Origin of the sequence: Sphingobacterium sp. UBA7631 (genome assembly GCF_002483935.1) — a bacterium.
Taxonomy (GTDB): domain Bacteria; phylum Bacteroidota; class Bacteroidia; order Sphingobacteriales; family Sphingobacteriaceae; genus Sphingobacterium; species Sphingobacterium multivorum.
Genome location: NZ_DLIX01000006.1, coordinates 203,990 through 219,274, shown reverse-complemented (window position 1 = coordinate 219,274; position 15,285 = coordinate 203,990). Strand labels below are relative to the sequence as shown.

The window sequence follows — 15,285 nt, the reverse complement described above, 5'->3', positions numbered from 1 at the left end:
AAAAAGGTGGGCACTCAAAAAAGTGCCCACCTTCCCTATCTTTAAAATGAAATACGTCGACTAATTCTTTAACGCTTCACCTACATTTTTTGCTTTCCGGCTAATATCGTCACCTACTTTTTTGGAAGCATCTTTTACATCTTTAGCGGCCTCTTTCGTTCCAGTCGCAACATCATTTGCAACTTTCTTCGTACCGTCAGCGACATCTTTTGCAGCATCCTTTGTTTTATCAACAGCCGTGTTCGTTGCATCCACTGTCGCATCTTTTGCATCTTTCAATCCCTCTTTTACATCCTCGCCGGCATTACGTAGCGCAGCCTTGGTTTTTTCCCAGGCAGTATTAGCTTCTTCAGAAGCAGCGCGAGCTTTTTCTTCAGCTGCTTTATCACCTTTTGCGATAGCTTCATCCAGATCCTTTTTTGCTTGTTCTGCTTTCAAACGCGCATTTTCTTCCGCATTTTTTAAATCTGCGATCGCCGCATCTACATGCTCACCGACTGTTTGTGCCGAATCTGTCGCTGTAGTGTCTTTTTTCTCCGAATTGTTGCAAGAAGACATAACCAATGCTCCTGCTACGACTGCTAAAAGTGCAATTTTTTTCATTATAAATTGATTTATGAGTGTAGTTTTCAACGGCTCATCAGAGCGCGCATACATCAATTTACAACTTCTATGCCAAATAGACAAAATTATTGCTTTGGATAGATCGTTCCTTTCGCAGCTTCGAGCGTATTTTTCAATAAACCAACAATCGTCATCAAACCTACGCCCCCTGGTACAGGTGTAATCCACGAGGCCTTAGGAGCAACATTTTCAAAATCAACATCCCCATATAACTTAAAACCAGATTTCGTTGCTGTAGAAGTTTCTCTATTGATACCCACATCGATCACTACTGCACCGTCTTTAACCATGTCGGCCGTAACAAAATTTTTCTTACCAATTGCTGCAACAACGATGTCGCCTCTCAGAACCTCCGTTTTAAGATCTTTTGTACGACTATGTGTTAATGTCACTGTACAATTACCTGGATTGGAATTACGTGCTAGTAAGATACTCATTGGCGATCCTACGATATTGCTTCTTCCAACCACAACGGCGTGCTTGCCTGCAGTATCGATCTTATAATATTCCAACATCAGCATAATACCATATGGTGTTGCTGGAATAAAACAAGGAAGATTACGTTGCATGCGCCCGAGGTTGATTGGGTGGAAACCATCCACATCTTTGCGGTAATCAATTGCTTCGGTAACTTTATCCGGATCAATATGTTTTGGTAAAGGCAGCTGAACAATCAAACCGTCAATAGACTCATCCTGATTGATTTCTTTGACCTTAGCGATCAATTCATCCTCGGTAATGTTTTCATCATAACGAATGTTTGTTGATTCAAAACCGACCAGTTGACAGTTGCGCATTTTGCTGGCCACATAGGTTTCGCTACCACCATCATTCCCCACAAGGATAGCAACCAGATGAGGTTTGCGGCCAGTCTGTGTCGTAAATTCAGCCGCATCTAACGCAATTTGCTCTTTAATTTTTTCGGAAACTAGTTTACCATCTAATAGATTCATGTTTAGGAGATTTTATTGTATTTAAAAGGAGCCCAAGAGCTCCTTTATTATAGTGTTATTTTGATTAATCTAATTTCAATACCGCCATAAATGCAGATTGCGGAATCTCTACGTTCCCAACCTGACGCATGCGTTTCTTACCTTTCTTCTGTTTCTCCAAAAGCTTACGCTTCCGGGAGATGTCACCACCATAACATTTTGCTGTAACATCTTTACGTAAAGCGGAGATCGTCTCACGTGCGATGATCTTTGCGCCGATTGACGCTTGAATACGAATTTCAAATTGTTGACGTGGTAACAGTTCTTTTAGTTTTTCACAGATCTTTTTACCAAAATCATAGGCGTTACTTCTGTGAATTAACGACGACAGGGCATCTACAGGTTCATCGTTCAATCGGATATCCAATTTGACCAAGTCTGACTTGCGATAACCAATCTGGTGGTAATCAAATGAAGCATAACCTTTAGAGATTGTTTTCAACTTATCATAAAAGTCAAATACAATTTCTCCCATTGGCATTTCAAAAACCAATTCAACACGATCTGACGTCAAATAATGCTGATTCATGATCGTACCACGTTTCTGGATACAAAGAGACATAATTGGTCCTACGAAATCCGATTTCGTAATAATATTAGCTTTGATATAGGGCTCTTCGATTGAATCCAATTTACTTGGATCCGGTAGATCTGAAGGATTATGTACGATCACTTCCTCTTTATCTTTGGTCATATAGGCCTTATAAGATACGTTGGGAACTGTCGTGATAACCGTCATATCAAACTCGCGCTCGAGGCGCTCCTGAATAATCTCCATGTGAAGCATACCCAAGAACCCACAACGGAAGCCGAACCCCAGGGCTGCTGACGACTCTGGTTCAAACACCAAAGAAGCATCGTTCAGCTGCAAACGGTGCATAGATTCACGCAACTCCTCGTAATCTTCCGTATCTACAGGATAAATACCCGCAAAGACCATCGGTTTCACCTCTTCAAACCCTTGGATAGCCTCAGAACAAGGACGATCTTTATGCGTAATGGTATCCCCCACTTTCACTTCACGTGCCTCCTTAATTCCAGAGATAATATAACCAACATCACCGGTCTTAATGACTTCTTTGGGTACTTGATTCAACTTCAGCGTCCCAATTTCATCGGCAAAATATTCTTTCCCAGTGGCAACAAATTTCACGCGGTCGCCTTTACGGATTTCACCATTTTCAACTTTAAAATAAGCCATGATACCACGGAATGAGTTGAAAACAGAGTCAAAAATCAAGGCTTGCAAAGGTCCGTCAGGATCACCCACCGGATGTGGAATACGGTCTACAATAGCTTCCAAAATATCCGGAACCCCAAGACCTGTTTTACCGGATGCAGGAATAATCGCATCACGGTCACCACCGATCAAATCCACAATCTGATCTTTGACTTCTTCTGGCATAGCACCTGGAAGATCCATTTTGTTGAGGATCGGGATAATTTCCAAATCATGTTCCAACGCCAGATATAAATTTGAAATCGTTTGGGCCTGAATACCTTGAGATGCATCAACGATCAATAAAGCGCCCTCGCAGGCAGCAATTGAACGCGACACCTCATAAGAAAAATCCACGTGTCCCGGGGTATCGATCAGGTTCAAGATATATTCCTGACCATCTCTTTTATAATTCATTTGGATGGCGTGACTCTTGATCGTAATACCACGTTCACGTTCCAAATCCATATTATCAAGTAATTGTGCCTGTGCCTCACGCTGACTGATGGTATTGGTATACTCTAAAAGGCGGTCTGCCAAAGTACTTTTGCCATGGTCAATATGCGCAATAATACAGAAATTACGAATGTGCTTCATATAGGATTTTTAAACTCTTTTGCTAAAAGGCAAAGATACCTTTTTTTATATATATTTATATAACCTAGCTTTTTTTTAGTTTACTATACATGAAGAAATCAGACGATACCGTATGCCTGTTAATTAGGAGAAAGAAACAGTATTCCCTATTCGGCAATAGCATATAAAAAATGTTTTTGATTCCGCGTAACATTTTCCGTATCCCAAGAAATTCTTACCCGAAATTGCTCCGTACGAATTGGGCAATTGTCGACCTGGCAATACTGGCAGCACTGTGGAAGACAAGGATCCGCATGAACAAAAAATTCGGTTCGTACCGACATCTCCTTATTGACAATCTTATCCACAGCAGAAATTTCATCGTGCACCTGGGTAAGGTCAAGGTAACGGGGAAGTGTAAGATGGCAATCTACATGGAGTTCGTTCCCATAGCGCTGTACACGAAGATTATGGACATCAATCCATTCATCTTTCCGATTGCGCTCCAAGATTTCAACAACATCCTGCACAAGTGCTGTATCCGATTCATCCATCAATCCACCGATCGATTGGCGAAGTAGCTTATAACCATTGAAGAGAATAAAAAGCCCCAATACAATGGAGATGACTACATCGATCCACAGGAAACCGGTCAGTTTCATCAACAATAACCCCAGTATCAATCCGACCGTACTATAGGCATCGACCTGCAGATGTTTTCCATCTGCCACCAAGGTAATGGAGCCCAATGCACGTCCGCGCTTCATGATATAAAATCCGACAGCAAAATTTAGCACAGATGTAATACCAATCAGATAAATCCCTTGTTCGAGGTGTGTTAACGCTGCAGGAAAGAAAAGATTGTAACAAGCCTTGGCTAAGATAATGGCTCCAGCGATGAAAATAAGTCCACCTTCCAAAAACACCGAAAAGAACTCCACTTTACCATGCCCGTAAGGATGATTCTCATCCTTAGGCTGTGCCGAAAGATAAATACTATAAAATGCAAAACCCGAAGCAATCACATTAACAATACTCTCTGCCGCATCTGTAAAGATTGCACTGGAGTCCGTTAAGAAGTAGGCAAAAAACTTCACAATCATCAGACCTATTCCCGTAAAAAGCGATAATAAAACCAATCTTCTTTGTCTTGACATGATGCTTATCTTCTATATGAAACCGTTTATGAGCAAATGATGAAATGAGGACTAGCCAACATTTTTGTGAGCGCAAAGGTAAAGATATAACGACAAATCAGAACGATTAGTTTTGAACATCCAACGTCGGGGATCAATTAAATAACTGTGCTAAATCGCTTCAATAGCCCTTTTGTTAAAAAAGCCCAATAAAAGAGCTACTTTTCTTTGTAAATTCTCAAAAATAAAGAAGATTATTTGCAACGTATGTAATATCTTTGTCTTACCATGAGCACATCATCATACTTATCAGACAGGATAAATAATTTGTCCGAATCGGCTACACTTAAAATGACCAAGTTGGGCCGCGAATTAGCAGCAAAAGGCGTTAATGTAATTAGTCTTAGCGTAGGTGAACCTGATTTCAACACCCCTGAGCATGTAAAGGATGCAGCGAAGAAAGCCCTAGATGAAAACTGGACGCGTTATTCGCCGGTACCGGGATACCCTGAATTGCGCCAGGCAATTGTAAACAAGTTGAAGACAGAAAACAATTTAGATTATGATATCTCTCAAATTGTTGTTTCTACAGGTGCAAAACAATCCCTGTCTAATGTAATTTTGACTTTGATCAACCCCGGTGATGAGGTAATTATCCCAACACCTTATTGGGTATCATACTCCGAAATGGTCGTTTTAGCAGAAGGAAAATCGGTATTTATCAATACAGAGATCGACAATAACTTTAAGATTACACCAGCACAATTGGAAGCGGCAATTACACCAAAAACCAAATTGTTCATGTTCTCTTCGCCAAACAACCCTACTGGAACAGTTTACAGCAAAGATGAATTGGCTGCATTAGCTGAAGTTTTCGAAAAACATCCGCAGGTATTTATCCTATCCGATGAGATCTACGAACATATCAACTTTGTAGACAAACACGAATCCATCGCACAATTTGAAAGCATCAAAGATAGAGTGATCATCATCAATGGTTTTTCAAAAGCATTTGCAATGACGGGATGGCGTTTAGGTTATATCGCTGCTAACAAAACCATTGCCGCCGCAAATGATAAATTACAAGGACAGACAACCTCAGGTACCTGTTCAATTTCTCAACGTGCGGGTATCGTCGCTTATGAACAAGGATTAGAATCTGTCAACAAAATGAAAGAAGCTTTCGCTCGTCGTCGCCAATTGGTATACGATCTATTGAGTGAAATCCCAGGTGTAAGAACAAATCTACCAGAGGGTGCATTCTATTTCTTCCCTGAAATCTCTTCGTTCTTTGGTAAAAAAGACCAAGATGGTAATGTCATTAAAAACTCATCTGATTTGGCATTGTACTTATTGAATGTTGGTCACGTAGCCACTGTAGGTGGAGATTCATTCGGTAACGACAACTACATCCGTTTGTCCTATGCAGCTTCAGATGAAAGTTTGATCGAAGCTTTAAAAAGAATCAAGGAAGCATTAGGAAAACTAGCCTAGTCGCTTATCCCAATATAAAAAAAGAGCTCATAGGAGCTCTTTTTTTATGCAGTGCCAATTCCCCATACGTTTTCGACACAGCTTAAACGCCGATTCGGTCAAATATCATCTCAGCTCCATAATTTAAGTAGATGCTATCGCTTGAAATAAATATTTATTACATTTACTCCTATGAGTATTTTAACAGAGAAATTTAAAACGCAGCACGACACGGCTCCGTTTTCACAGATAAAAAACGAAGATTATATTCCCGCATTTGATGAAGCTATTCAGCAGACAAAAGATGAAGTCGATGCAATCGTCAACAATCCCGAAACGGCAACGTTCGACAATACGATCGCTGCGATGTCTTACTCAGGACAAACACTAGACCGCTTGTCCAATATCTTTTTCAATCTTCATTCCGCTGAAACCAACGCCGATCTTGAAAAAATCGCACAGGATGTAGCCCCAAAATTATCTGCTTTAGGAAATGATATCACCTTAAATTTCGATCTTTTCAAACGAGTTAAGGCTGTATACGATCAGAAAGATCAACTGACATTGACGGCAGAACAAACGACTCTATTGGAAAAATCCTATAAGGATTTTGTACGCAACGGAGCTCTTTTGAATGATGAACAAAAAGGAAAACTCCGCGAAATAGATGCCGAGCTATCGCTTTTAAAATTGAAATTCGGCGAGAACGTCCTCGCCGAAACCAATGCCTACCAGCTGTTGGTAACAGACGAAAAAGATCTTGCCGGACTTCCAGAGGGTGCCATAGAAGCTGCACATGCTCTGGCTAAAGCCAACGAAAAAGAAGGCTGGCTTTTTACCCTGGATTTTCCAAGCTACCTTCCTTTTGTCACGTATGCCGACAATCGGGAACTTCGCAAAGAAATTACCCTCGCGGCAGGCCGCAAAGGATTTCAAGATAACGAGCACAACAACGTGGACAATGTCCTTAAAATTGTAAAACTTCGCTTCGAACGGGCCAAATTATTAGGCTACGCTACCCATGCCGACTTTGTCCTTGCCGAACGTATGGCACAAGACCCAGGCAAAGTCAAGGAATTTCTAAACGACCTACTGGGAAAAGCGAAACCAGCAGCAGTAAAAGAATTTGCAGAATTATCCCAATTTGCAAAAAACTTACATGGCATAGACCAACTGGAAAAATGGGATGGCGCCTATTATGCCGAAAAGCTGAAACAAGAACGCTTTAATCTGGACGATGAAAAGCTCAAACCTTATTTCAAACTCGAAAATGTCTTACAAGGCGCTTTCGAAGTAGCGCATCGTTTGTTTGGCATCAACTTCAAAGAAGTCGATACAATAGATACCTACCACGAAGAAGTACAAACATTTGAAGTCAGTAAAGACAATGGTGAATTAGTGGCTATCTTCTATGCCGATTTCTTCCCGCGTAAGGGCAAGAGAAATGGGGCATGGATGACCTCTTTCAAACTACAGTACATTCAAGATGGTAAACAAGAACGTCCTCATGTCTCTATTGTCTGCAATTTTACGCGTCCTACAGCGTCAAAACCTTCGCTGTTGACCTTTCAGGAAGTGACAACATTATTTCACGAATTCGGACACGCCCTACATGGTATGCTCGCTGACAGCACTTATCCTACACTATCCGGAACATCTGTGTATTGGGATTTTGTCGAGTTACCGAGTCAGGTGATGGAAAACTGGTGCTATGAAAAAGAAGCCCTTGAGCTATTTGCCAAACACTATGAAACTGGCGAAGTGATCCCGATGGAACTTGTCGAAAAGATCCGCGAAAGCGCGTCCTTTCTTGAGGGGATGGCGACTATGCGCCAATTGAGCTTTGGGCTATTGGATATGGGCTGGCATGGACAGGATCCAACTTCGATCTCGGATCTGAAAGCATTCGAAGACGAACAGTTTGCCTCAACAAAACTCTATCCCGATGTCAAGGAAAATGCCATGAGTACGGCCTTCTCCCATATTTTCAATGGCGGTTATTCTTCAGGCTATTACAGCTATAAATGGGCCGAAGTCCTGGATGCCGATGCATTTGACTACTTTAAACAAAACGGTATTTTCAATAAGGAAATCGCGACTAAATTCAAGGATAATATCCTTTCAAAAGGTGGAACCGAACATCCAATGGTGCTATACAAACGCTTCCGCGGACAGGAGCCTTCGGTAGAACCCCTATTGAAAAGAGCTGGATTGATCAAATAACTGGATTGATTAAATTATAAAAAAGCTGGATGTAAAATCCAGCTTTTTTATTGGAAACATAGGTATACCAAGAACTTCCTTGCCTATCAAAGTCCCTGTGAAAATACCGAGCATTCAGCCGATCAAATAACTTTTATTTCGCACTGTATAATTGCAAGCAACATTAATATTGCACGAATTCCATAGGTTTTTTACTGGCCATACCTGATCCTAAGTAATTTTATAAAAGCGTCATTTGTTTTCCATTCAAAACCAGGGCATTAAACAAGAATCGCGTATATCTTGCCCATTTAGCAAAAAAATAGTACCTTTGTAGGACATAATTGGGGTTGACCGGAATTGACAGGATGGAGACGGTTATGTAAGCATGTAGTGCGTTGTTAGTAGAGCACTTTAATCTGAACTTTCAGAATTATAACTGGCGAAGAAAACTACGCCTTAGCTGCTTAAGTTAGACTTAACATAGCTATTTGTCCCGTTAGATCCTGTTCTTTGGTTTAACATTCGGGGCATCGAACAATAGAACTGGCAAGTGTGATGTTGCTAAGCACTTGTGAGAAACAGCAACTACGGCGTACGGTATAGGTAGGCGACTCACCTTCCCTCGCTCGACAATTAAAGAGAAGCTAAACATGTAGAAAGCGTATACAGTACCATGACTGGACGAGAGTTCGAATCTCTCCAGCTCCACAAACAACAAAGCCGAACTTTAAGTTCGGATTTGTTGTTTATTGCAGAATACCTTTGTAGACTGCATCCCGTAAGACACCACCTGTTGTATCTCCTGCATACTCCCAATACATCGCACCGAGCAGCCCCGTCTTGTGTACGTAATCGCATTTAAGTGCAATCGACTCTGGCGTTTCATAGGTCAACACAAACTCCCCTTTATCGTTGACAAGATAATGTGCTTTCGCTTCATCGTCCCATTTCTGTTCAAAGTCCTGCAACGCAAGCAGATCTTTATAATCTATAAAACCTTTGACATCAGTTTTATTGCCCCGGCCATAGAATGGAATTCCCAGCACCAATTTTTCTACAGGCATACCGCCTTCGACATGCGCCTTTACAGCCTCCACACAGGTTGTACCACCCGACATAGCGGAACGATGCAAACTCGCATGATGGTACGGCGGGTGTCCCGAATCATAAGTCATGATATTCACAAAATCCACATCTTTCTCAATCTTGTCAAAAGCAATATACTTACCGCTCGCCACAGAAGCTAAAGTCAACAGTCTCTTCTTACCGATAGCCTTGCGAATATCGTGCATGAGCAAGGTGAAATTTTCCGTATCGGCTAAAGAAGACGAAATCCCGGCAGAAGAATTCGTTGGATATTCCCAGTCGATGTCAATACCATCAAGATTAAACTCCCGCACCACACGCAAGCAGTCTTTGGCAAACTTCTGCCGATTCATTTCATCAGCTGCCATTTCGCTAAACCGGCCGCTTCCCCAGCCGCCAACGGACAACAATACCTTTAGATGTGGATGTGCTTTCTTAAGATCCGTAATAGCTTTCAATCTAGATTCATTATCTATACGCAGGCCATCAAAGCTATCGCTGACATGTGCAAAGGCATAATTGATATGCGTCAGATAGGTCGGATCAGGCATCACTTTAGACCAGGAGGTGACATAGGCGATAACAACTTTTTTGTTTTTTGCTCGTGCACGACTTACACTAGGGTACAATAATAAAGTCAATAACAGAACAGTGAAGGTCTGGCTAAGTATTGATTTCAATTTAGATTCCATAATAGCTTTTTATTTTGTTTCAAGATGATATTGATTGTCCTAAAATATGATCGTTAAAGTATGCGCATTCGATGCTTATGGGCGACCTACAGTTTCAGATAAATAGGTAGCTTCTTCAGCAAGATCGCATACCACAACATCGCAAAAGCCCAAAGCAATGAACCGGCAATAGCTAAGCCCATATACTCCGATTGTTTATAGAAGAACAGGGGAAGATGAAAACCCCAGCAGATAAAGTAGATTAGATCGGGAGCAAGATAGGTCGTTAATGAGTTCTTTCCAGCCTCCTCAAAAACCCGCATACCCCGCTGGTAGCCTTTCACGTCTATGAAATAATAAAGCGGTATCAAAAGCAATACGCTAATCCCGCAACAAACCAATGCCCAACTCGGCGTACCATGGATTTTGGATAAAATAAACCAAAAACGCAAAACAAAACCCATAGCCAGCCAGATCGTGGCAAGGAGAAACAAGATACGCAACAAGATGCGCGGCGTTGCCGCATATCGTTTCATAAGCATTCCCACAAGTGTTCCGGCTAACACAATACAGGGTATATTACCGGATAATAGGACATGCAGATACCGTCCAATGCCAGAAAGTTCAATTTTTAATTCGGTGTGAGCCAAAATATTGAGCAGAAAAAATATCAGCCAGCCACATACAACAACGATTATCCTACCCCGACTCAACAAGAAAATAGAAGCCGCGGCAAAATATCCCCATCCAATCAGCCCTAAAATCCCCCACCATCCTACTTCCAGCCCCTTTCCATCAGAGGCTTTAAACATGTATACGAGATAAATAATACCCACTACACCAACAAGACGCATCCCCTTAAAAAAGAGCGGATAGGTAGAATCTTTCGGATAATGATTCCAAATCAGAAAAACGAATACATACAGCAGTCCCAACCACAACAAATGCGACATTCCCGTCAGCTGTGGATCAACTCGCGAACCATTCAATATCAATACCCCAATAAGCAATAAACTTAATGTTCTGATCAGCATATGAACAAAAATAACCGTTGTCGACGATCCTAACTTTTCCCGAGCTGCCACAGCATAAGGAACAGCCACTCCAACCATAAAAAGAAATCCCGGGAAAACCCAGTCCGCCAACCCCATTCCGTCCTCATCTGCTTCTGTATGAACCAACCATTTAGGCACAGCTGGAATAAACAGGTCATTAACAAATAACATCAGGAATAGCGTAAGACCACGCATAACATCCATTGAACGGATTCGGATTGTAGGTACAGCTTGCAATGCGTTCATAATTGATTCGTTGTGTTCAAAAAGTAGCTATCAGCGTAGCTGCTTAGCCCATCTCTTTCCTGGATCCTTCTTTGATAATTTTTTAGTGATTTTATGGCGACCGGAACCTGGTGAAAAATTCCCGCATAGAAAAATTCCTGTATAACGAAACGAAAAGACAGGCTATTACGCTAAGATTTATCATCAGTAACGCTAATGAGATATCTTTGAATAATCTAAGATGAGAAAAAAATAACACTATATAGTGAAATATTTGTTCAAATTAGTGTAAATTTTACTCATAAAACACAGAAATCGTATGCTTTACTGCAGTGATCCTTATAAACGACAACTTACAAGCCAGTCAACGCACAAAAAGAAATGTCATACATGCTCGAATTGTTACTTTTATGATCTGTATTGTATTGCATATAAAAAGCAATTTATCTAAGTTTGACAAAAACAAATTTACGATACAGCCGATCTACATGAAATTCATTCTTTTTATCTGCTTGTTCTTCGCAACACAAGCTATCTTCGGACAGAATATCAGCGTCGTCCAAACAACAAATAAACAGTACAAACCATGAATCAATTAAAATTTCGTGACGCCACGCAACAAGATTTACCACGCATCGTAGAAATATACAATTCTACCATAGCCTCTCGCATGGTCACAGCAGACACTAGTCCCGTATCTGTCGCCAGTAGACAAAAATGGTTTGACGAACACAACGCTTCGAAAAGACCCCTGTGGATGATAGAAGATGTAAATAGCCAGGTACTTGGCTGGGTAAGTTTTCAATCTTTCTATGGTCGTCCAGCTTATGATGCAACAGTAGAAATTAGTATCTATTTGGACGAACAGCAACGCGGCCGGGGCCTGGGTAAACAGATTCTCCAGTACTGCATTGATAAAGCCCCAGGTTTAGGCGTACATACCTTATTGGGATTTATCTTTGCACACAACTTGCCTAGTATCGCATTATTTGAAAAGATGGGTTTCAAGGAATGGGCCAACTTACCCAATATAGCAACCTTGGATCAGGAAGAACGTAGTCTAAAAATATTAGGTATACGAATTAAATAACAGCGTGACAATCTAATTACCCGTCATCAAAAATAAAATTGTTAAATTACAGTATTCATTAGATAAGATCTTTAATTCGGCAATATGAAACATTTTATCCAATTCTCCTTGATGCTGATTGCTTATGTATTCTTCTTTTCCAGCCCCCTGTTGGCACAAAATCCAGAGCGCACCAAAACTATCCCGATCACAAGTGATTCAGCATACAGCAAGATAATTCAAGTGCTTCAGGATAGCGGTTATTTTATTGCACAGCTCGATCGGCCTTCGGGATTTATTCAAACTAGTACGTATCTCGAAAACAATAATCTCCTAAGCAATAAAGAAGGAGAAAAATTAATTTTCAACTTCCTGATCAGCCCTTTACAAGCTAAAAGAGCAAAAATAGTTTTAAATATATTTTCAATAGAGAGGCGTAAAGGCGGGAGCTTTGATGCACCTAATTATTATGATGAAGATAAGGGGATCGTCCGGGACAATAAAGCCTACCAGCAAATTTGGGATAGGATACTCCCCCTATTTCAATAAGTACAATCAAGATAAAGCCCAGCTGATCTCAGTTCACCTGGGCTTTTATAATAAAAAAAATTAGATCGAGATGGTCAGTAAAGGAACATCCAGACCCGATGCCATCATCCGTGTTTTACTCCGGTGGGTCAATGAGCTCCAAAAACCGTACTTATAGGGGATCATGACCAGCAGATCCGTACTGCTCTCTTTTACTTCGTCCCGGATCGCTTTTACAACCTCATTGGAGGTTACATTTTTGTAGTAATAACTTACGATTCCCATCACATCGTTGATGGTTTCACGTGTTTCTTTTCCTTTTTCCTCATTCAGCTGCTCAACAGTTTTTCGAATATTGAGAACCTCCAGTACCGCACCAAATTCAGCGGCAAAATCCTTGACTTTTTCAAGAATTTCCTTTTGTACACCACGAACAATATCACAGGCAAAAAGAATATGCTCCAGACCCGTAAATTTTGCGCCCAGCGGAACGGAAAGGATAGGTATTTTTAACTTACTGATTGCTGCCGTGGTGGTATTCCCCAGCATGTCCTGATCAAAGGAACGTTTGGCCATTCCCATCACCAACAAATCCGCATTCGTCTCCTGGATGCATTTTGTCATCTGGTCATAAAACAAACCTGCCGCAAGATAAGGAATAGTCAAAACACCACTTTCGGCCGTAATCGCCTCGGCTTTACGTCGTAAAACCTTACTTTGATGTTCAAAAATCTTGAACATAGAATCGGGAGAAAGTCGAGCGTTCATTGCATGAATGGAAGGATTTTGAAGAGAAAATAAAACGAGCTCGTATTCTTTTCCTGCAAAAACTTCCATAATAAACTTTAAGGCATGTTCGGCCTCTTCAGCATAGTCTGTGGCAACAATAATCCGTTTCATATGGTCTAATTTAATTCAATAAAAAATCCCTTTTTATTACATTCAAGTTAACGAAAAATAATAAATCTATCAAACGGAGAATTGTCTCAACTGGGTCAATTTTCTCCCGATTTTTGGCTATTTTAAGTAGCTAGCCTTTACAAAAGATGCTTTTTTCAGATAATCGATACTTTGTTGTAAACCGGTATAAATATCGTTACGTGTTTCTTCCAGCTCAACAAAAATATATTGCAGGCCAGCAACTTTTGAATTGTTAAAAATTGCATCGAAACCGACCATACCACTTTGGCCAATTTCGCGGTGGTCCTTAATGTGCAAAGCCTTGAATCTGCCCGCATATTTATTGAAGTAATCAACCGGACTAACTTGCCCCATGACCGCCCAATAGACGTCCATCTCGAAGAATACATGTTCAGGATTTGTATGCTCTAACATATAATCGTACATCACTTTATCTTCCACTTTTCTAAACTCATGCGAGTGGTTGTGGTATCCGTAAATGATTCCTTGCTGACGGCATTTCGCACCCACAGCATCCAGGTAGCGACATTGCGTTTCCAGATCCTTAAGTGTTTTAGGTACATCCATCCAAGGCGTGACGATGTATTTCATTCCCGCTGCTTTGTGCGTAGCAATACATTCGTCCCACCATTTTAGGGATTCTGTAAAATCTCCAGAGCTTAACTCTTTCTCTGATAGCGTTTTCGTTGCATGTGATGAAATCACCTTCATTCCAGCTTTTTCAACTTTTGCCTTAAACTCTTGTGGGCTCAAGTTATATAATTTACCATCTTTGTATCCAGCAGCTTCCACTCCTGTATAACCCAATGCTGAGATCTTTTGCAGAATCTGGTCGAAATTGGCGTTTTTACCGATTTCTTCACGTACAGAATATAACTGTAGACCAATTTCCTTTTTTGCAGCTTTCTGTTGTGCAAATGTTGGACTAACAGCCAACATCATACATCCAGCTACCAATGTTCCGATAAGAGTTCTTCTTTTCATTTAGTGCTCAATTATTTATTACAGACTTCGTTTAACGCAAAATTATTTGTAAACGCAGGTTTACAGGTTGTTTAGGTTTGTCGCGTTAATTATAGCCGCAATGTATGCAAATACTCGAAAAAACACAATGCTTTACCGTTTTATTTATTCACGTCGCGTGCTCAGCGCTCCATAACATGCTTTTTTATAGGAATAAAAATATACCCAACTCAACGATTTACAATTTGCAACTGTTCTATTTACAATAACAAACAAGTTGAGTGATGGAAAATAAATATGAAACCCCCGAACATAGCGATCAAAAACAGGAAGAGAAACTACCTGATGTTGCCGTTGAGGAAAAAGATGATGAACCTGCCGGTCGAAATCTCAAACGTACACTTATTATTGCAGTATGTGTGTTGATTGTGTTTTATCTGATTTATTATTTTATGAGTGGACAATAACAGGCGAATAGCCGCAACCATGCAACTCACCACAGCTCCGGCGGAACTTGACGGATTCTTGGAAACCGAAGCCGG

The 15,285-nt window shown here is 40.8% G+C and carries 13 protein-coding genes and 1 other RNA gene; 6 read left to right on the top strand and 8 right to left on the bottom strand.

Translation table 11 applies throughout. The annotated features are described in order from the left end of the window. Positions 1–60: 60 nt before the first annotated feature. From B3P16_RS11355 to B3P16_RS11340, 4 genes are all read right to left on the bottom strand, one after another. Positions 61–603 carry a hypothetical protein gene (locus B3P16_RS11355; protein ID WP_070566155.1) on the bottom strand — a complete coding sequence of 181 codons (543 nt, stop codon included), beginning with the start codon at positions 601–603 and terminating at the stop codon, positions 61–63. An 86-nt stretch (positions 604–689) separates the two neighbouring features. Continuing rightward, positions 690–1,577 carry a bifunctional 5,10-methylenetetrahydrofolate dehydrogenase/5,10-methenyltetrahydrofolate cyclohydrolase gene (locus B3P16_RS11350; protein WP_046672391.1) on the bottom strand — a complete coding sequence of 296 codons (888 nt, stop codon included), beginning with the start codon at positions 1,575–1,577 and terminating at the stop codon, positions 690–692. 64 nt (positions 1,578–1,641) lie between these two features. Further along, complete coding sequence (gene lepA / locus B3P16_RS11345) at positions 1,642–3,432, bottom strand: translation elongation factor 4 (RefSeq protein WP_046672392.1); 1,791 nt, start codon at positions 3,430–3,432, stop codon at positions 1,642–1,644. A 146-nt stretch (positions 3,433–3,578) separates the two neighbouring features. Further along, positions 3,579–4,568 carry a cation diffusion facilitator family transporter gene (locus tag B3P16_RS11340; RefSeq protein WP_286769961.1) on the bottom strand — a complete coding sequence of 330 codons (990 nt, stop codon included), beginning with the start codon at positions 4,566–4,568 and terminating at the stop codon, positions 3,579–3,581. A 267-nt stretch (positions 4,569–4,835) separates the two neighbouring features. Between B3P16_RS11340 and B3P16_RS11335 the strand changes: the two genes are divergently transcribed. From B3P16_RS11335 to ssrA, 3 genes are all read left to right on the top strand, one after another. Further along, positions 4,836–6,041: a pyridoxal phosphate-dependent aminotransferase gene (locus B3P16_RS11335; protein ID WP_236560274.1), complete on the top strand. Its 1,206-nt coding sequence runs from the start codon at positions 4,836–4,838 to the stop codon at positions 6,039–6,041. Positions 6,042–6,212: 171 nt separating this feature from the next. Beyond that, a complete protein-coding gene (locus B3P16_RS11330; RefSeq protein WP_286843020.1) occupies positions 6,213–8,243 on the top strand; it encodes a M3 family metallopeptidase in 2,031 nt (676 codons plus the stop codon). 325 nt (positions 8,244–8,568) lie between these two features. After that, positions 8,569–8,936, top strand: a transfer-messenger RNA (tmRNA) gene (ssrA, locus tag B3P16_RS11325). 35 nt (positions 8,937–8,971) lie between these two features. On the opposite strand, the gene B3P16_RS11320 is transcribed toward ssrA, so the two are convergent. Next, positions 8,972–10,003 carry a glycoside hydrolase family 18 protein gene (locus B3P16_RS11320; RefSeq protein ID WP_286843018.1) on the bottom strand — a complete coding sequence of 344 codons (1,032 nt, stop codon included), beginning with the start codon at positions 10,001–10,003 and terminating at the stop codon, positions 8,972–8,974. An 86-nt stretch (positions 10,004–10,089) separates the two neighbouring features. Next, positions 10,090–11,283, bottom strand: a complete 1,194-nt coding sequence (locus B3P16_RS11315; protein ID WP_286843016.1) for a DUF5009 domain-containing protein — start codon at positions 11,281–11,283, stop codon at positions 10,090–10,092. Positions 11,284–11,848: 565 nt separating this feature from the next. Between B3P16_RS11315 and B3P16_RS11310 the strand changes: the two genes are divergently transcribed. Both B3P16_RS11310 and B3P16_RS11305 read left to right on the top strand, forming a co-directional pair. Further along, entirely contained in the window at positions 11,849–12,352 is a 504-nt protein-coding gene (locus tag B3P16_RS11310) for a GNAT family N-acetyltransferase (RefSeq protein WP_070565816.1), read from the top strand. 84 nt (positions 12,353–12,436) lie between these two features. Continuing rightward, on the top strand, positions 12,437–12,880 hold the full coding sequence (locus tag B3P16_RS11305) for a hypothetical protein (protein ID WP_070565814.1): 444 nt from the start codon (positions 12,437–12,439) through the stop codon (positions 12,878–12,880). A 60-nt stretch (positions 12,881–12,940) separates the two neighbouring features. Here the strand turns inward: B3P16_RS11305 and B3P16_RS11300 are convergent, their stop codons facing one another. Then, positions 12,941–13,759 (bottom strand): universal stress protein, encoded by an 819-nt coding sequence (locus tag B3P16_RS11300; RefSeq protein WP_070565812.1) that lies wholly within the window; start codon positions 13,757–13,759, stop codon positions 12,941–12,943. Between the two features lie 117 nt (positions 13,760–13,876). Continuing rightward, the gene (locus B3P16_RS11295; RefSeq protein ID WP_070565810.1) at positions 13,877–14,764 is read right to left on the bottom strand and encodes a sugar phosphate isomerase/epimerase family protein; all 888 of its coding nucleotides are present in this window, start codon (positions 14,762–14,764) and stop codon (positions 13,877–13,879) included. 263 nt (positions 14,765–15,027) lie between these two features. On the opposite strand from B3P16_RS11295, the gene B3P16_RS11290 reads away from it, so the two are divergent. Continuing rightward, complete coding sequence (locus B3P16_RS11290; RefSeq protein WP_070565808.1) at positions 15,028–15,210, top strand: hypothetical protein; 183 nt, start codon at positions 15,028–15,030, stop codon at positions 15,208–15,210. The last annotated feature ends 75 nt before the right edge of the window (positions 15,211–15,285 follow it).